Annotated in this window: 16 protein-coding genes; 13 read left to right on the top strand and 3 right to left on the bottom strand. The window is 39.4% G+C overall.

The window, feature by feature from the left end:
- Window positions 1-273 precede the first annotated feature (273 nt).
- The gene (locus H7U01_RS06530; protein ID WP_070437755.1) at window positions 274-1,026 is read left to right on the top strand and encodes a DUF4767 domain-containing protein; all 753 of its coding nucleotides are present in this window, start codon (window positions 274-276) and stop codon (window positions 1,024-1,026) included.
- Between the two features lie 82 nt (window positions 1,027-1,108).
- Here H7U01_RS06530 and tehB read toward each other — a convergent pair whose 3' ends face one another.
- Complete coding sequence (gene tehB, locus H7U01_RS06525; RefSeq protein WP_037598358.1) at window positions 1,109-1,987, bottom strand: SAM-dependent methyltransferase TehB; 879 nt, start codon at window positions 1,985-1,987, stop codon at window positions 1,109-1,111.
- A gap of 778 nt (window positions 1,988-2,765) precedes the next feature.
- Window positions 2,766-4,088: a matrixin family metalloprotease gene (locus H7U01_RS06520; RefSeq protein ID WP_201041309.1), complete on the bottom strand. Its 1,323-nt coding sequence runs from the start codon at window positions 4,086-4,088 to the stop codon at window positions 2,766-2,768.
- A gap of 213 nt (window positions 4,089-4,301) precedes the next feature.
- Here H7U01_RS06520 and H7U01_RS06515 point away from each other — a divergent pair, with 213 nt between their 5' ends.
- The 9 genes from H7U01_RS06515 to folP all read left to right on the top strand — a co-directional run bounded on the left by H7U01_RS06515 (window position 4,302) and on the right by folP (window position 13,572).
- On the top strand, window positions 4,302-5,039 hold the full coding sequence (locus tag H7U01_RS06515; RefSeq protein WP_183135818.1) for a LytR/AlgR family response regulator transcription factor: 738 nt from the start codon (window positions 4,302-4,304) through the stop codon (window positions 5,037-5,039).
- Between the two features lie 311 nt (window positions 5,040-5,350).
- Window positions 5,351-6,529, top strand: a complete 1,179-nt coding sequence (locus H7U01_RS06510; RefSeq protein ID WP_064524194.1) for a sensor histidine kinase — start codon at window positions 5,351-5,353, stop codon at window positions 6,527-6,529.
- A 111-nt stretch (window positions 6,530-6,640) separates the two neighbouring features.
- A complete protein-coding gene (locus H7U01_RS06505; RefSeq protein ID WP_201041308.1) occupies window positions 6,641-8,020 on the top strand; it encodes a hypothetical protein in 1,380 nt (459 codons plus the stop codon).
- 165 nt (window positions 8,021-8,185) lie between these two features.
- The gene (gene rpsP / locus H7U01_RS06500; protein ID WP_002884675.1) at window positions 8,186-8,458 is read left to right on the top strand and encodes a 30S ribosomal protein S16; all 273 of its coding nucleotides are present in this window, start codon (window positions 8,186-8,188) and stop codon (window positions 8,456-8,458) included.
- An 11-nt stretch (window positions 8,459-8,469) separates the two neighbouring features.
- The gene (locus H7U01_RS06495) at window positions 8,470-8,718 is read left to right on the top strand and encodes a KH domain-containing protein (protein ID WP_002884680.1); all 249 of its coding nucleotides are present in this window, start codon (window positions 8,470-8,472) and stop codon (window positions 8,716-8,718) included.
- Between the two features lie 162 nt (window positions 8,719-8,880).
- Window positions 8,881-10,143, top strand: a complete 1,263-nt coding sequence (locus tag H7U01_RS06490; RefSeq protein ID WP_201041307.1) for a bifunctional folylpolyglutamate synthase/dihydrofolate synthase — start codon at window positions 8,881-8,883, stop codon at window positions 10,141-10,143.
- Window positions 10,144-10,209: 66 nt separating this feature from the next.
- Complete coding sequence (locus tag H7U01_RS06485) at window positions 10,210-12,054, top strand: APC family permease (RefSeq protein WP_201041306.1); 1,845 nt, start codon at window positions 10,210-10,212, stop codon at window positions 12,052-12,054.
- Between the two features lie 145 nt (window positions 12,055-12,199).
- Complete coding sequence (folE, locus tag H7U01_RS06480; RefSeq protein ID WP_002884345.1) at window positions 12,200-12,763, top strand: GTP cyclohydrolase I FolE; 564 nt, start codon at window positions 12,200-12,202, stop codon at window positions 12,761-12,763.
- Window positions 12,764-12,771: 8 nt separating this feature from the next.
- The gene (gene folP, locus H7U01_RS06475; protein ID WP_070437742.1) at window positions 12,772-13,572 is read left to right on the top strand and encodes a dihydropteroate synthase; all 801 of its coding nucleotides are present in this window, start codon (window positions 12,772-12,774) and stop codon (window positions 13,570-13,572) included.
- A 31-nt stretch (window positions 13,573-13,603) separates the two neighbouring features.
- On the opposite strand, the gene H7U01_RS06470 is transcribed toward folP, so the two are convergent.
- On the bottom strand, window positions 13,604-15,055 hold the full coding sequence (locus H7U01_RS06470) for an alpha-amylase (protein ID WP_201041305.1): 1,452 nt from the start codon (window positions 15,053-15,055) through the stop codon (window positions 13,604-13,606).
- A gap of 221 nt (window positions 15,056-15,276) precedes the next feature.
- Between H7U01_RS06470 and folB the strand changes: the two genes are divergently transcribed.
- The 3 genes from folB to murB all read left to right on the top strand — a co-directional run bounded on the left by folB (window position 15,277) and on the right by murB (window position 17,216).
- Window positions 15,277-15,636, top strand: a complete 360-nt coding sequence (folB, locus tag H7U01_RS06465; RefSeq protein ID WP_060972232.1) for a dihydroneopterin aldolase — start codon at window positions 15,277-15,279, stop codon at window positions 15,634-15,636.
- On the top strand, window positions 15,633-16,124 hold the full coding sequence (gene folK / locus H7U01_RS06460) for a 2-amino-4-hydroxy-6-hydroxymethyldihydropteridine diphosphokinase (RefSeq protein WP_201041304.1): 492 nt from the start codon (window positions 15,633-15,635) through the stop codon (window positions 16,122-16,124). Before folB ends, folK begins: the two co-directional genes overlap by 4 nt.
- A 189-nt stretch (window positions 16,125-16,313) precedes the next feature.
- Window positions 16,314-17,216: a UDP-N-acetylmuramate dehydrogenase gene (gene murB / locus H7U01_RS06455; RefSeq protein WP_311043244.1), complete on the top strand. Its 903-nt coding sequence runs from the start codon at window positions 16,314-16,316 to the stop codon at window positions 17,214-17,216.
- The last annotated feature ends 17 nt before the right edge of the window (window positions 17,217-17,233 follow it).

The following is a 17,233-nucleotide window of genomic DNA, read 5'->3' as shown; positions in this document are numbered from 1 at the left end:
TCTTAGGTTTTTTTATTTGTAATTACTACTAATTAGTGGTAGTGTTGTTCTCATAAAAAATAAAAGAATCACTGGAGAAAAGATTTATGACGATTGAACTTGGCATTTCAACTTTTGGAGAAACAACCCTCCTATAATCGACTTGTTCGTCGTCATTTTGAAAATAAAGGATAGATAATAGGTTGAAGGTAAGCCTCAAGTTCTCTCTACTATTGTCATCATCCCTGTTCTATGATAGGATGGAAGATAATTGATAAAGAGAAGAGGAAAATTATGCGAAAGCTATCAGAAGCAGAATGGATAAGTCGTTTTGAGCAAGTTCAAGGGCGTAAACCGAAACCTGATGAACTACAATTAGCCTATCAGTCTGGCCTTATTGGAATCTCGAAAAATTATAATTATATCTATATTCTTCTGGGGGCTCTAGTAGCGATCGTCGTTGGCATTGGCTTGACTCTAGTCTCTAGTTCAATGAAGAACGTCAAACAGACTAAGTCGTCTGCCACAGTGGCTAGCTCGATATTCTCATCGACAGATAAGGCTAGTGCAAAGCCAAGTACGTCATCGACCGAAAATACGAAGACAAGTGAATCTAGCAGTGCAAGCATTGATACACCTGACGCTAACCATGCCAAGGAAGCCTATACTGAAAATCCACGTTGGACCAATGACAAAGCTAGTCGCCTTGCTAGTTTGATGGTTTCTTGGGGCAATCAGATGAATCAGCCTGGATACAAAGAAATTACCAATGAAGCTTCTTCCTTGCCTATCCGTTGGATGTCGGACCATAACCAGACTGTGGATGCTACTTATGCTGCAAATGGTAATAGTAATTCGGAGTATACCATTGTTTCGGTTTACGAGAGATGGGAAAATGTCTCTGTTCACCGTTATTTCTTTACCATTAAAAAAGATGGGACTCCCTTTGTTCTTTATTCACCAACTACCAATGGTGGTGTCTATTATGTCAAAGAAACGGAAAATGCTGACCTTAAATCAGGATATGCAGATATTGTAAACAATTAAAAACTAGGATTCCAACTGGAATCCTAGTTTTTAATTTGAAGACAAGTCAAACTGTAATCAGCTCTTCTACAGTCATTCGCTCTTATTTAACCTTCTTAGCTAACATGGTTGCAAATTGAAGGGCGATGGGATTGCCATATTCATCCAAACGGTGAAGGTGACCAAGATTTTCGTTATACTTGACTAACTCCCAGTCTCTATAGTAGTTCTTCAACTCACCCTCTTCAAAAGTAAATGGGAAAGGCATGGTACAAGGGTGCTCCTCAGTGTCCATGGCACAAACAATTAGGTTGTAGCCACCGACAACAGTACGCTCTTGCATATTCTTGATAATAGCCGGAATTTGATCGGGATCAAGGAACATAAAGACGACTGTTGAGAGGATGAAATCAAAGGTCTCAGACTCAGGAAGAGCAGCAGCATTGATATCGTAGTAGCCAGCTCTAACATTGTAATTTTCCTCATCTGCAATCATTTGGATGCGTTGTGTAGCTTCGTTATTAACATCAACGGCTGTAACATCATGCCCAAGAGATGCCAAATAAAGAGCGTTACGGCCGTGACCACAGCCTAGGTCGAGGGTGCGACCAGGTTTGATATAGCCAGATTGGACTGCTTCAAGAACCTCGGAGTGAGCCTTAGTGTCATACTTTTTAGCCATGTAGTCCTCAGGTTTACAGTAAAAAGAAAGATAGCATTCCAAATCATCTGATGCAGCAGCGATGCGATGCCAAGCTTGTGGTTCAACAAAAGGAATCTCTGTCTCGGGGGTAAAAAGGTGCTCTGCAGTAACCTGTCCTTGTTCATCTAATTCGTAGAAGCGGAGAGATCCTGATAGAATGGTCAATTTAGCCCAAGTTCCTACCTTAGTATTGTGTTTTTGCGTCACCATTTCTGGAAGTGTTGTAGCTGTCCAGTTTGGTAAACGTTTGTAGCAAAGAAGTTGCTGATTTATAGTCATTTTATGAGTTCCTTTCAAACGGTATGACTCTATTATAGCAAAAGTATGGAAAAAGAAAAAAGGCCTAGCCGGGTGAGCTAGACGCTTTTCTTATGAGAGATCTGATAATCTAGGAATGGGGAAAAGTGTTTGGGGAAGATAGGTATAAATGTTAAGAAGGGTTCCTAGACTATTTAAAAAATATTTGTGAGAACAATAAGTTTTAAATGATAAAACACTTATCTATAACTCATTAGGTCTCTCTTTACATTATCTATTGTACCAAAAATATTGAGAGTTAACTTACAAAAAAATAAAATATGTAAGAAAAAATCATGAACAGTCATTTTCTGGTCTTGAATGGTATTTTTGTGAAAATTTTTCTGAGTGTTTACAAATCTACTGGGATAATATCGATGACTATGTGCTTTAACTACACTAAAAAACGCCTAGCTGCTGTTGCTAGACGTTCTTTATTAGGAGAGATCTGGAAATCTAGGAATGGGGGAAAAGTGTTTGGGGAAGATAGGTATAAATGTTAAGAAGGGTTCCTAGACTATTTTTATTCTGTTTATGAGAATAATGAGCAAAAACTAACAAAGTTTAGTTTTCTAACTCATCCGGTCTCTCTTTACATTTTCTATTTTACCAAAAAAAATGAAGAAAACTTTACACAATCTCAAAATGTGTAAGAAAAAATCATGAACAGTCATTTTCTGGTCTTGAATGGTCATCTCACTTGTATAAAAAAAGCAGAACCTGATAGGTCTGCTTGTATTTGTAGTGATGGTGTAAGAACTTAAATCTTGCTATAGAGTTTCTTAACATTGTTAATATCAACAGGTTGGATACTTGTCTTACCACCTTTAGGTTCCATTACAGAGGCAACGGCACTGTTGTGTTCAAGTCCAATTGAGTGTCCTAATTCGTGTTGCGCAGTGTTAAGGAGTTTCCCACCGTTCTTTTGGTAATACTTGTTTTGAACATGGAAGGTGTTCAAGTAAACAGTAGCATTACTATATTGCTTAGTTGGGAGGTAGTAAGTAGAGTAGGTAACTCCAAGAGGAGCTGCCACATTACCTTCATAACGTTCATCAGCAATGATGTTGGCTTTTTGTTTATCGTTAGTGAGCAAGAAATTAAAGGCACCAGTGTTATTCCAAGAAGTGATAGCCTGTTTGTAGGCGTTCACGATTTCAGGATTTTTAGCATTGATGAAAACCGTCGCTTCCTTACTTGACCAGTGAGGAGTATCGTAATTCTCTTTTACGAGTTCGTTATTCTTTTGCCATACTTGAGCAACTCGGTCCACTGGTTTAGCAGGTTGGATAGGAGTAGCTTTAGGAGTTGTTGGTTTAGTGACAGTCGTTGTTGGCTTCTTAGGTTGTGTCGTTGTAGAAGTCGCTGGTTTGTTTACAACAGTCGTTGGTTTCTTAGGTTGAGTTGTAGATGTTGTAGGTTTGTTAACAACTGTGGCTGGTTTTTTAGGTTGACTAACAGCAGGAGTTGATTGTTTAGGTTTTGGTGTAGCTGTTGTCGTTGGTTTTGTAGAAGGTGTTAATGGTTTTGGAATATAAGTAGATAGAATCTTATGAACATTACCATTATTAATTTCTGTTGAAACCCATGTGGCACCATCTTTTGACCAGGTTTGTGCTTGAGCGACAGTTTCGGTCTTTGGTTCAGACTGGTTTTCTACAGCCTTATGATTGCTATCTGTATTTGTCGGAATTCTAGTCTCATAGGTTTTGCTTCCAGTCTGGCTGTCGACAGTACTGCTAGCTGTTTGACTATTTTGTTTCAATTCCTCAAAAGTTGGAGTGTTTGTGGGAGTTTGTTCATAGTCATTTTCATGTGTATGAAGATCATCCACAGAGGTATGTGATATAGTAGTCACAGTAGTAGGTGTTTCAGTAGAAACACCTGTTTGAGCGATGGTATTTGTAGTTGTACCTGTTTCAAGTTCGGAAAATGTCAGAGTCTGGTTAGGATCTGAAACATAGGTTTGATCCGCAGAGGCATGCTGAGGACTTCCTACAAGAAAAGCACTAATTATACCGACAGTTGCAAGGGTCAACAAGGTCTTTGTCCTAGTCCCTTGCGTTTTAAAAGAATGTAACATAACTTTCTCCTTTTTAATTTAAAACAAAAACAGTTCTCATGATAACACCTAAAAATGAATATAAAGTGACAATGAGATAACAATTGTTTTATAAATGAAATTAGGTAAGATAAAAAGACTTTATGCTGTGAAAAAAGGAATATTATCCGATTAATTATGATAAAATATTAGATAGGTATATTAAAGTATATTAGAAAGAAAGAGGGAAATAAGATGCTTTCTATTATCGTCCTTGAAGATGATGCCTTGCAGCGTCATCGTGTTGGTCGTTTATTGGACGAAGCAGTTGAGGAGTCGAAGGCCGTTGTTGATGGGATTACTTTTTATGAACAGGGTCAGGACTTGTTAGATGCTGATAGAGGTTCGGGTAAATCCATGGTTTATCTTTTGGATATTGACCTTAAAAATCAAACTAAGCAGGGACTAGATATTGGGCTTGAAATCCGTAAGGAAGACTTGAAAGCACAAATTGCCTTTGTTACAGCTTACTCGGAGTTTATGCCCTTGACCTTCCGTTATAAGATTCAAGCTCTAGACTTTGTCGATAAATCCATGGAAGATGTGGATCTTAAGAGAGCTTTAGTAGAACTTTTAGATTTTGCTTATTCACAGGTTGAGCAAGAAACCAAGGCACAGAGTCTAACTGTTAAAACGGATAAAAATGATGTTAATATTCCTTATGATGACATTTTATACATTGAGACAGCCCCTGTGCCACATAAGTTAATCGCTCATACCAAGTCAAACCTAGTGGAATTCTATGGGAAAATTGCAGAAGTAGCAAAATTGGATGATATTTTCTTCCAAACGCACCGCTCTTTTGTTGTCAATGTGAATAATGTGACAAGTGTGGATCGTACAGCTAATATGGTCTTCTTTGAGGAAAATGAGTCATGCCTCCTATCGCGGACACGTAAAAAGGAACTTTTGGAACGTTTGAAAAATCGTTAGGTCTTAGATTTTCCCCTTCTTCTCTAATCATTATTGAAAGTTTTCTGAAATTCGAGATAATTATTTAATTTTATCTCATCTATTATCAGGAATTGTGATAGAATAGTGTTATGGCTTTTTGCCGTATATTTAGAGATGACTAGAAGGAGGTGGCTAACCATTAAATGATGCTCAATTTGCAAATTGCATTAGAATATCTTTTGCATTTCATTGTCATACAGTGGATCTACGAAAAGACCAGCTTGGTCAAGGTACCACGTATGATCCTTCCTATTGCGTTCCTGGTTGAATGTATAGGGGGAATACTGGGGATGTCATATAATGTCGGTTTGTCCTTTATGACACCGTTCTACCTTCTTTTCTATGCCTATTTCTATGGCAAGGAGAGAACCACCAATATGTTGGCTTTTTATGCCTTCTATCCTCTAGTTCTCTATCTGTTGATTTTTAATGGTTATGCCTACTTCCTGATGCCAGGGTTCGGCATCACATCGGATTTTCTAAACAGAAGTTATCTTTATTTCATTTTCTTTGACCTTTTAATTATTCCAACATTTGTCGCTCTATCCAAGCTCCTTAACATTGATTTTAAATATTTGAGGGTCTTAGAGCGAGATCGTAAATTTGGTCGGATTATGTTTTTCACTAACTTTATCTTGATTGGCTATGTGATTTTGAACTATTCTGTCGTCGTGGCCTCGCGATTTTTTGCCTTGTACTATGCTGGACATGTGATAACCTTAGTGGGGTTTGTAGCTATTTTTTATGCTGTTTACAAGGTTAATAAATATGCAGATGAATTCTTTGAAAATGAGCGTAGAAAAGAAAATCGACGTCACTTGGATGATTTAGAGAAGTATTCTGAGCAGGTCGAGAGTCTTTACGAAACGCTACGCAGTTTCCGTCACGACTATACTAATGTTATGATTTCGCTTAATGAAGCCATCCAGATGAAAGACATCGATCAAATCAAGATGATTTATGATAGTGTCTTGAAAGATTCGGCATCAGATTTGAAGCAGCAAAAGTTTGATTTGGCAAAATTAACTCGTGTGACCAATATGCCACTTAAGAGTCTTTTATCATCTAAAGTGGCTGAGGCTTTTGATAAAGGTATTCAATGCCATGTGGAGGTTGAAGAGGGAGTCTTCTTCACAGATATGCGTCCACTCGACTTGATTACAATCATATCAATTCTTTGTGATAATGCTATTGAAGCTACTGTATTAGCAGATAAACCAAAATTATCTATTGCTATCTTTAAGATGGAAAATCAATCAGTTATTGTTGTTGAAAATTCAACTAAGGAAGCTTCTATTGATGTAGCTCCTTTGAAACAAAGAGGATTTTCAACGAAAGGAACAGGTCGTGGTTTGGGCTTAGCAAATATTGAAGAGATTCTCTTTAGATATGATAATGTCACGCTTGAAACGGAATCAGCACAACACCGTTTTGTCCAATTATTGTCTATTACACCAAAAGAAGATTAATGGGGACTTAATAAGAATTTTTAGAATTCTTGTTAATCCCTATTTTTATGTTAAAAAGTATGGTAAAATAGGGAAGTTAATCATGTGTTTTTTAATTCAGGGGGATTTATTATGTTGAAAGACGAATGGTTAGAGTACTTTGAGGCTGTTAATGGCCGAAAACCAAGACCAATCGACTTCAAAGAGGCCTTGGAACGAGGAGAGTTTGTTCTCTCTGAAGGTACAGAGGATAACCAAGTAGCTGATCAAGGTGAATCAGCAACTGACCAACAGTTTGAAGAAGGAACCGCAACCGCCAGAGCACTAGCTCAGTCTCAGAAAGATCGTGACAACGCGCAAGAAGTTATGGCAAATGCGGCCCAGGAAAAGAGAAGGGCCCTATCTCAAGAGACTGTTGTTCAAGTAAGAACCATTCAGTCGGGCCGTCAGGCTGAGGATATTCAAAAGGAAGAGGAACAGCGCAAACGCGTGGCAGAGGCTAAGGAACGTTTGGCAAGTTATGCGCCAACCCGTCCAGATGCAGGAAATCATTCTGTTAATACCTCGAGTGAACCTAATCAAGCTATTCCAGTTTTCAGTAACCAAGCACAGCATCTTGGATTATCTGAGGATTTGACAAAGTTTTATCGTAAGGAAGAAAAGGCAGCTAAGAAGATTGCTCGTCAAGCTGCTCGTGATAAGAAAAAAGCCGAAAAGCTAGCTGCCAAAGCTAAATCTAAGGAAGAACAGACAGTTGCCAAATTAGAAAAGAGATTGGAAAGTCAGGTTCGTCTTCTAGAAACGATTCAAAACGCTAATCAAAAGTCGCAAAAGGCCAAAAATTGGGGCAAAGGAGCCTTGATTTCTAGTCTTGTTGCTGTTGTTTTGATGTTGCTTGTCGGTGGTGTATACGGTTTTTGGCGTAATGCTTCGGGGAACATTGAGGGAACTTGGGAATTAAAATCGTCTAAGGTCTTGGACGAAAATTCTGGTAAGTTAACCAATGCTCTGAAAGAACATGAAGATAAAGATGAAATTTACGTCTCTTTCCTTAAAGTTGATCATTCTAATAATTTACAAACGCATTCTTACTTCTATAAAGAAGGTGAGGAGGATCAGCCTACTTTTACAGCTTCAGATTATTTGAAGGAATATCAAGTTGTTGATCAGTGGAATAAATCTATTACCTATACTAAAGAAGTTTCAGAATTTAAGCGTGAGTTGACTAAAGTTGTATCGCAACTTTATCCAAATGCAGATAAGAATCTAGTAGATTACTATATTTCGGATAACGTAGATAACTACCGACTCTACCGTAAAGGAAAACGTACCAAGTCTTATACTGTAAATAAAGATACCTTGGTTGTTTCTACATACAACGAGGATGGCAAGTTGACTAGTCGTGATACTTATGAGAAAGTGTCAAAGGCAGCGGCTAAGAGTTTAGAAGCTCAATATGCTGAAGCAAAAGTAGCTTATGAAAAAAATCATAAGACCACAACTAAGAAATAGTCTAAAAGGAAGTTAGAGTCAAACTCTAATTTTTTTTTTGTAGAAAATTTAAGTCTGTCAAGTTTTTTTCTTGACACATAAAAATGATATGGTATACTAGTTAAGGTCGAGGGGCGATAAGAGCCCTCACCATAATAAAAAAACTAAAGAAAAGAGATATTAAAAATGGCAGTAAAAATCCGTTTGACTCGTATGGGTTCTAAGAAAAAACCTTTCTACCGTATTAACGTTGCAGATTCACGTGCTCCACGTGATGGACGTTTCATCGAAACAGTTGGTACTTACAACCCACTCGTTGAAGAAAACCAAGTAACACTTAAAGAAGAGCGTGTTCTTGAGTGGTTGTCTAAAGGTGCACAACCTTCAGATACAGTTCGTAACATCCTTTCAAAAGAAGGCGTTATGAAGAAATTCCACGAATCAAAATTCTCAAAATAATTTTTTAGCCTATGGATACCATTGAAAATCTTATTATCGCTATCGTTAAACCTTTAATTGCTTCACCAGATCAGTTGACCATCAAAATCATTGACGGTCCTGAGTTTTTGGAGTACCATCTTGATCTTGCCCCAGCCGATATTGGGCGTGTTATCGGGAAAAAAGGACGTACTATTACGGCGATAAGAGCGATTGTCTATTCGGTACCTACTCAAGGTAAAAAAGTTCGTCTTGTTATTGACGAAAAAGAGAAAGCTTAAGAGGTGACCCTAGGGTTGCCTTTTTTGCATATTTTGGTTATAGACTAGAAGTCTTTGGTATAATAAGAATGTCAACTCATTAAGCTCAAGGAAAAACTAGGAATCTAGTTTAAAGGTCAGTTTAATGACTAAGTTGAAGCATTAGCCAAAAAAGGAGTAATTATGACTTATCAGGAAGCATTGGATTGGATTCATGGACAATTAAAATTTGGCATCAAGCCTGGCTTGGAGCGTATGGCTTGGATGCTTAAAGAATTGGGAAATCCACAAGATAATCTCAAGGCTGTGCATATCGTGGGAACAAACGGCAAAGGGTCTACAGTCAATGCCCTACAAACAATTTTTACCCAGGCAGGCTATGAAGTTGGAACCTTTACCTCGCCCTATATTATTGACTTCAAGGAACGAATCTCTCTTAATGGTCAGATGATTTCAGAAGAGGACTTACTTGACTTGGTTAGTCGTGTGAAGCCTGTGGTTGAACGTCTACCAAAAGAGACAGAGCATGAAAATGCGACAGAGTTTGAAATTATCACAGTTCTGATGTTCCTCTATTTTGGTCAGGTCCATCCTGTTGATATCGCATTCATTGAAGCTGGAATGGGCGGCCTTCATGATTCGACTAATCTATTTAAGCCTTTGGCAGTTCTTTGCCCTTCGATTGGTTTGGACCATCAGGCTATTTTGGGAAATACCCATGCTGAAATTGCAGCAGAAAAAGTTGGTGTTTTGAAGAATGGGGCTCCTTTTATTTATGCGACTGACCGTACTGATGTTAGAGATGTTTTCGAGAAAAAGGCGCGTGAAGAAGGGGCCAAGACCTATGAATTGGGGAGAGATTTCACAGCTGAAGGGTCTAGTCATTCCTTTGATTTTACCTATGGGGAGCAAAGGTTAGATGATATAGCCTTGGCCATGGCTGGTCAACATCAAGTAGCAAATGCTAGTTTAGCTATTATGGCCTCTTTATTGCTTCAAAAAGATTATCCTAAAGTAACTCCTAAACTCATAAAGGAAGCACTAGCTCATGCCAATTGGCGAGGTCGAACAGAATTTTTAAGACCTAATCTCATGATTGATGGTGCTCATAATAATGAGAGTGTTAAAGTTTTGATTGACTTGCTGCAATCAGAACATGCAGATAAGGAGATTGAACTTCTCTTTGCGGCTATTGACACCAAGCCTATTGATGGTATGCTGGCTCAACTAAAATCGGTTGGTGACTTGACTGTAACGAGTTTTGACTATCCAAACAGTGTTAAATTAGATAAATACCCAGAGGTTTATAAGCAGGTACCAGATTTCAAAACATGGATTAAAGAACATGTAACGACTGACAATAAGAAACTTTATGTGATTACGGGATCTCTATACTTTATTTCTCAGGTCAGAAAATGGGTTTTAGATCAGGCAAGTGATGTTTAAGACTTGAAAGATGACATTTAGGGGCGTATAATAACCCTCGTATGTTTTAAAAGCAAGGAGATCGCAATGTTTCAACATCTGAAAAACATTTTAATTGGTGAACCTTTAACTCATGATGATAGTGGTGATGAACACTTATTGTCCAAGATTCAGGCCTTGGCCATGTTGTCGAGTGATGCGCTCTCATCTATCGCCTATGGTCCAGAGCAAGTCGTCTTGGTTCTGACAGCTGTATCTAGTGCGGCTATTTGGTGGTCAATCCCTATTGGGCTTTTGGTTCTCGTCCTTTTGGCCAGCCTTACCATCTCTTATAGACAGGTTATCAAGGCCTATCCTCAAGGTGGTGGTGCCTATATGGTAACGACGGAAAATCTGTCTCCTAAGTTTGGCTTGATAGCTGGTGGCAGTCTTTTGGTCGATTACATGTTGACAGTTGCTGTTTCAGTGGCCTCAGGTGCAGATGCCATTACTTCAGCCCTTCCCTTCCTTCATCCTTTCAATCTTGAGATATCAATGATTTTGGTGCTTGTTTTGATGGTTATGAATCTTAGGGGAATGCGTGAATCGGCAAAATCTTTGATGATACCGGTTTATCTCTTCATTGTTTCGACGCTGTTCTTGTTGGGATTTGGTTTCTTTCAAATTTTAACTGGTCATATGCCTTACGCAGCCACAGCACATTTAGGACAACCCATTACAGGGGTGTCATTGATTCTTATTTTAAGGGCCTTTACTTCAGGTTCTGCCTCATTGACAGGGGTTGAAGCCATCTCTAATGCGGTGCCTTTCTTTCAAAAACCTAAGGCTAAAAATGCAGCATCAACCCTCTTTATCATGTCTAGCATTTTGGGGGCTATGTTTGCGGGAATTACCTTCCTCAACTGGTGGACAGGTATTACACCTCATGCAGGAGTAACTATCTTGTCACAAATGGCTAGAGAAATTCTTGGTCAATCATGGATTGGTAGTATTCTATTTTACATTTTCCAATTCTCTACTGCTATGATTCTTGCAGTGGCAGCTAACACAGGTTTTTCAGCCTTTCCGATGTTGTCCTTTAATATGGCGAAAAATAAATACATGCCTCACATGTATCTTGAAAAAGGTGCACGTATGGGATACTCTAATGGGATCTTGACACTTGCAATTGGTGCCATTACCCTTTTGTTTATTTTCCGAGGAAATACGGAACGGTTGATTCCGCTTTACACCATCGGTGTATTTATTCCATTTGCTCTTTCTCAAACGGGGATGGTTGTCCATTGGATTCGTGAATATGGTAAGGGATTCTGGAAACACTCTTTAGCAAATATCTTAGGTGCCCTCATTTGTTATGCTATCGTTCTCATTCTCTTCCTTTTCCGTTTAGGAGATATCTGGCCATTCTTCCCGATTATTGCAATCTTGATGTGGATGTTCCTTAAGATTAAAAAACACTATAATGGTGTTGCTCAACAGTTGCGTATTGATGGAGCGGTAGAAGAACACCATTATCAAGGAAATATTGTTCTTATCCTTGTTGGGAATGTTACCAAGGCTAATATCGGAGCTATTTCCTATGCACGTTCTATTGGTGACAAGGTTATCGCCATGCATGTATCTACTAAGGATACAGAGAACAAGGACAAGGAAACTGAACAAGAGTTTAAAAAATATTTCCCTGAAATTGAGATGGTTCATATCCAATCACCATATAGCTCAATCACTCAGTCAACCATTCAGTATGTGGACGAGGTCGCCACTCAAGCTGAGAAGGATAATGCGACTCTGACAGTCATGATTCCTCAGTTTGTACCTAAAAAATCATGGCAAACCATGCTTCACAACCAAATGAGTTTACGATTGAAATATTATCTCAAATGGCGTGAGAATATTGTGGTTTCATCTTATTCTTACCACTTGAAAGACTAAAAAATATAAGCGAAGATAACCTCTATATGAAAGGTGGTCTTCGCTTTTTTTGAGATTTAGATAGCTAGGAAATCTTATTTTTTGCAAGAAAAATCCAGCAAAATAAGGTATAATAGATAGTATTATAACGTTGCAGGAGGAAATTATGGCAAATCAAGAAAAAGTAGAACAAGCAGTCTATCAACTATTGGAAGCTCTCGGTGAAAATCCTGAGCGTGAGGGACTTTTGGACACACCAAAACGTGTGGCTAAGATGTATGCTGAAATGTTTTCAGGTCTAAATGAAGATCCTAAGGATCAATTTACAGCTGTCTTTTCAGAAGTCCATGACGAAGTTGTCCTTGTCAAGGATATTCCTTTTTACTCTATGTGTGAGCACCATTTGGTTCCATTTTATGGTAAGGCCCATGTGGCTTATTTGCCAAGTGGAGACAAGGTGACAGGACTTTCCAAATTAGCGCGTGCGGTTGAAGTAGCTGCTCGTCGTCCACAGTTGCAAGAACGTCTTACAGATCAAGTTGCTACAGCACTTGAAGAAGCTCTGAATCCTCGAGGAGTTTTTGTCATGGTTGAAGCAGAGCACATGTGCATGACCATGCGAGGCATTAAGAAACCAGGAAGTAAGACAATCACAACTGTCGCTAAGGGCCTTTATAAAGAAGACCGTGAAGAACGCAAGGAAATTCTTTCATTGATGCGTGATTTTTAGGAGTTAAGATGTTTATTGGCAAACATGAGATTGCAGGTAAGGCCTGTATTATGGGAATCTTGAATGTCACCCCTGATTCTTTCTCAGATGGTGGCGATTTTGACACTGTAGAGGATGCGTTGGCTCAGGTTGAGCGTATGATTGCCCAGGGAGCTGCCATTATCGATGTAGGTGGCGAATCTACAGGACCAGGAGCAGAATTTGTGACCGAGGAAGAAGAGATTGCTCGTATCGTGCCAGTTATTCAGGCTATCAAGGCAAAATATGATGTGCTCATCAGTATTGATACCTATAAGACAGCTACTGCCAGAGCTGCTCTTGAAGCAGGGGCAGATATTCTAAATGACGTCTGGGCTGGACTCTATGATGGTCAGATGCTAGCTTTAGCAGCTGAAAAGAATGTGCCGATTATTCTCATGCATAATCAAAAAGAAGAAGTATACAATGATGTCACAGAAGATGTCTGTACATTCCTCAGTCAACGAGCCCAGGCCGCCTTGGAAGCAGGTGTGGCCAAGGACAATATCTGGATTGATCCAGGCTTTGGCTTTGCGAAAAATGTCCAACACAATATTGACCTGCTAAAAGGTTTGGACAAGGTCGTTGCCTTGGGCTATCCTGTTCTTTTTGGGATTTCTCGTAAGCGTGTTGTGAACTACCTACTAGGTGGAAATACCCAAGCTAAGGACCGTGATCAGGGAACGGCTGCTCTATCTGGCTATGCTGTTAGCAAGGGCTGTCAGATTGTCCGTGTGCATAATGTTGATGCCAATCGTGATATTGTTAAGACCATTTCAGGGATTTTATGATACTAAAAAAAGCTCGATTGAGCTTTTTTTCTTAGTCTTGAATTGTCCAAACGCTGACAGATTTTTCAGAAACTGGGAAGTCTCCCCATCCGTCTTCGTCAATGGTTACAGTATCAGAGCAGTTTCCAAGAATGTCATAGAAGGCTTGTCCAGCCCAATCACTACCAATTTCCATAGACTTGCTGTTAGCAGCATCATTAGAGATTGTTACAGCTAATGGAGCGCCATCTTCGTTGCCAGAGCGTGTCCATCCAATACAGTTTGGATCATCAAAGTAGTCTGTTTGCTCTCCGTAAGCTAGGTCTTTACGAGCGTAGAGCAAGGTATCTAGAATCTCTTGGAAATTTTCTTGGGCAAATTCACCTTCAATGCCATAGTAGTCACCATAAAATAGGCAAGGAAGACCGTCTTCACGGAGAAGAATGAGAGCATAAGCAGCTGGTTTAAACCATTCTTCAACAGTAGATTCTAGAGCTTGTCCGCGTTGAGTGTCGTGGTTGTCTACGAAGGTCACGGCATGTTCAGGATGATTTTTGACCAAGGAATGATCGAAAATTGTCGTCAAATCATAATCGGCACCATCTAAGCTAGCCTTGTGTAGATTGTTGTGAAGGGGGACATCAACGAGGTCAAAACGTTTTTCAATCTTTTCAAGATAGGTATTGTTATCCTCTTCGTTACCATTCCAAAATTCACCAAAGACATAGAAATCCTGCCCTTGTTTTTCTTTGACATCACGGATAAAGTTACGCATGAAGAATGAATCGATGTGCTTGATTGCATCCATGCGGAATCCTTGAACACCTGTTGTTTCAACGAACCAATCTGCCCATTCGTAAATATTTTCGATAACCTCAGGGTGTTTATAGTCTAGGTTGGCATACATAAGGTAGTCAAAGTTACCATTTTCATTGTCAACCAAGTCGTTGTCTGCCCAGCCTTTGTTGTCACCTTGGATAAGATAGATGCCACTTTTATTTCGTTTGGCATCGAAGTCGGTTCCATTAAAGTGGTACCAGTGCCATTCAAAGTCATTGTAAGCTTTCTGACGTCCGTCAAAAGTGAAATGAGTCCAACCGTCGATTTCAAACGGTTCGCTGATTTCTTGGGTACGGTCTTCGGGGTCAACTTCTACTACATCAAAGGTTTCAAGTTTATCCGCGGCTGCCTTGTGGTTGAGCACAACATCGGCCATAGGGACGATACCAACATTTTTGAGTTGGTTGATGGCATTGAGGTATTCTTCCTTAAGACCGTATTTGGTGCGTACGGTTCCTTTTTGGTTGAATTCCCCAAGGTCAAAGAGGTCATAGACTCCGTAACCAACATCATTTTCATTAGTAGCTTTGAAAGCAGGTGGCATCCAAACATGGCTGATGCCAAGGTCTGCTAGATGCTGGGCATCTTTAGCTAAGTTATTCCAATGCTGACCGTCACTTGGGAGATACCATTCAAAGTATTGCATTGCAGTTTGATTTGTCATAGTTTTTTTTCCTTGTTAGTTGAGATAGTCTTAGTTTAGATATCAGGAGTTTTTAAACTCCTGTGCCTTTATTTTACCAAATCAGAAGGATTATGCAATCGATTGCATAAGTGTAAGTACACTAACTTCAGACCTGTCTAAAATATCATACTAATTAGAGACCAACTTTTCAACTGTTTTGTGCTAGAATAAAGAAGAGTCTAGTGTCTTAAGGAGAAACTATGGATAAAATTATTTTAAATGGTTGCCGTTTTTATGGTTATCACGGGGCTTTTGCTGAGGAGCAGACCCTAGGGCAAATTTTTGTGGTTGATTTGGAATTGACTGTTGATCTAACTAAGGCTTCACAGAGTGACAATCTAGATGATACGGTTCACTATGGTTTGGTTTTCGAAGCCGTACAAAAACAAGCGGAAGATAAAAAGTACATTTTGATTGAGCGTTTGGCGGGTGCGATTTGTGAGGATTTATTTGCCCAATTTACACCAATTCAATCTATTAAAGTTCGAATTACCAAGGAAAATCCACCAATTAATGGGCATTATAAGAGTGTTGGTATTGAATTGGAGCGTAGCCGATGACAAGAGTTTATTTGAGTTTGGGATCTAATATGGGTGATCGTCAGGACTATCTCCAAAAAGCTGTGGAGGCCTTGAATGACTTACCTGAGACAGAGGTTAAAGCAGTGTCTTCCTATTATGAAACGGCTGCTTGGGGACTGACAGAACAGGCTGATTTTTTGAACCTTGCCTTGTTCTTAGAGACTCAGTTGCCAGCTGAAACCTTACTAAGGTCATGTCAGCAGATTGAAAAAGACCTTGATCGCGTTCGTCATGAGCATTGGGGGCCTCGGACAGTAGATATTGATATTCTTCTATATGGGCAGGAAATCTGGGAGACTGAGCACCTTAAAGTGCCCCATCCTTATATGAGTCAGAGAGCTTTTGTTTTGGTTCCCTTGATAGAAATAGCAGATGATTTGGCTGACCCTAAAACTGGCCAAGCCTACAAAAAATATTTGAGTCAATTAAACACTAGTGATGTCCGTAAATTGGAAGTTATGGACTAGCTTTGCGTGAAATTCCTTGTCGTCAAGATGGGGAATTTTTGCTATAATTAAACTTGGCTTTTTGCTGTATTTTTCTTTTTATTTTTAGGGAAAAATACTAACTCATTTTTAGGTAGTGATAGTAATATGGGGAAGTCTATCACGATACCTACAAAGAAATAAATGTATAGAAAAAGTATGGAAAATAACATGTTAGATGAACTTAAAGAAGATTTAGTGGGGATTGATATTCGTTTCGACGAACCCTTAAAACGTTATACATATACCAAGGTTGGTGGTCCAGCGGATTATTTGGCCTTTCCACGTAACCGCTATGAACTCTCTCGTATTGTCAAATTTGCTAATAAGCATGACATTCCTTGGATGGTGCTCGGTAATGCCAGTAATTTGATTGTCCGTGACGGTGGTATCAGAGGTTTTGTGATTATGTTTGACAGACTGAATGGTATTGCAGTTAATGGTTATCAAATTGAAGCTGAAGCGGGGGCTAATTTGATTGCGACAACCAAGGTGGCTCGTTTCCAAAGTTTGACTGGTTTTGAATTTGCAGCGGGGATTCCAGGTAGTGTTGGTGGTGCCGTCTTTATGAATGCGGGTGCCTATGGTGGTGAGATTGCCCATATCTTGGTTTCTACTCAGGTTCTTACAAAAGACGGTGATATTCGTACGATTGATGCAAGAGATATGCGTTTTGGTTATCGTCGTTCGGTGCTCCAAGAAACAGGTGAAGTGGTTATTTCAGCTAAATTTAACCTCAAACCAGGAGACTACGAGCAAATCAAGAATGAGATGAATCGTCTCAATCATTTGCGAGAGCTTAAACAACCTCTTGAATACCCTTCATGTGGTTCGGTCTTTAAACGCCCACCAGGTCACTTTGCAGGTCAGCTGATTATGGAAGCTAACCTCAGGGGACATCGTATCGGGGGTGTTGAGGTGTCAACTAAGCACGCTGGCTTCATGGTTAATGTCGATCAAGGAACAGCAAAAGACTATGAAGACCTTATTTCAGACGTTATAGCTAAGGTTAAGGAAAATTCAGGTGTTACACTAGAGCCTGAAGTACGTATCATTGGCGACGAATTAAACTAATAAAACCCTATCCCTAT

This window comes from Streptococcus sp. 21.1 (assembly GCF_016648635.1).
In the GTDB taxonomy this organism is placed as follows: domain Bacteria; phylum Bacillota; class Bacilli; order Lactobacillales; family Streptococcaceae; genus Streptococcus.
Note: the sequence above shows the minus strand (reverse complement) of the source record. Positions and strands in the feature narration are given on the sequence as shown.

What these genes read in the sequence shown, in the direction of transcription:
- H7U01_RS06490 (WP_201041307.1), top strand. Translation starts at nt 8,881, where the DNA reads ATGACTTATCAGGAAGCATTGGATTGGATTCATGGACAATTAAAATTT.
- rpsP (WP_002884675.1), top strand. Translation starts at nt 8,186, where the DNA reads ATGGCAGTAAAAATCCGTTTGACTCGTATGGGTTCTAAGAAAAAACCT.
- folB (WP_060972232.1), top strand. Translation starts at nt 15,277, where the DNA reads ATGGATAAAATTATTTTAAATGGTTGCCGTTTTTATGGTTATCACGGG.
- H7U01_RS06485 (WP_201041306.1), top strand. Translation starts at nt 10,210, where the DNA reads ATGTTTCAACATCTGAAAAACATTTTAATTGGTGAACCTTTAACTCAT.
- H7U01_RS06510 (WP_064524194.1), top strand. Translation starts at nt 5,351, where the DNA reads ATGTCATATAATGTCGGTTTGTCCTTTATGACACCGTTCTACCTTCTT.
- H7U01_RS06530 (WP_070437755.1), top strand. Translation starts at nt 274, where the DNA reads ATGCGAAAGCTATCAGAAGCAGAATGGATAAGTCGTTTTGAGCAAGTT.
- H7U01_RS06470 (WP_201041305.1), bottom strand. Translation starts at nt 15,055, where the DNA reads ATGACAAATCAAACTGCAATGCAATACTTTGAATGGTATCTCCCAAGT.
- H7U01_RS06515 (WP_183135818.1), top strand. Translation starts at nt 4,302, where the DNA reads ATGCTTTCTATTATCGTCCTTGAAGATGATGCCTTGCAGCGTCATCGT.
- H7U01_RS06520 (WP_201041309.1), bottom strand. Translation starts at nt 4,088, where the DNA reads ATGTTACATTCTTTTAAAACGCAAGGGACTAGGACAAAGACCTTGTTG.
- H7U01_RS06505 (WP_201041308.1), top strand. Translation starts at nt 6,641, where the DNA reads ATGTTGAAAGACGAATGGTTAGAGTACTTTGAGGCTGTTAATGGCCGA.
- folE (WP_002884345.1), top strand. Translation starts at nt 12,200, where the DNA reads ATGGCAAATCAAGAAAAAGTAGAACAAGCAGTCTATCAACTATTGGAA.
- tehB (WP_037598358.1), bottom strand. Translation starts at nt 1,987, where the DNA reads ATGACTATAAATCAGCAACTTCTTTGCTACAAACGTTTACCAAACTGG.
- H7U01_RS06495 (WP_002884680.1), top strand. Translation starts at nt 8,470, where the DNA reads ATGGATACCATTGAAAATCTTATTATCGCTATCGTTAAACCTTTAATT.
- murB (WP_311043244.1), top strand. Translation starts at nt 16,314, where the DNA reads ATGTTAGATGAACTTAAAGAAGATTTAGTGGGGATTGATATTCGTTTC.
- folP (WP_070437742.1), top strand. Translation starts at nt 12,772, where the DNA reads ATGTTTATTGGCAAACATGAGATTGCAGGTAAGGCCTGTATTATGGGA.
- folK (WP_201041304.1), top strand. Translation starts at nt 15,633, where the DNA reads ATGACAAGAGTTTATTTGAGTTTGGGATCTAATATGGGTGATCGTCAG.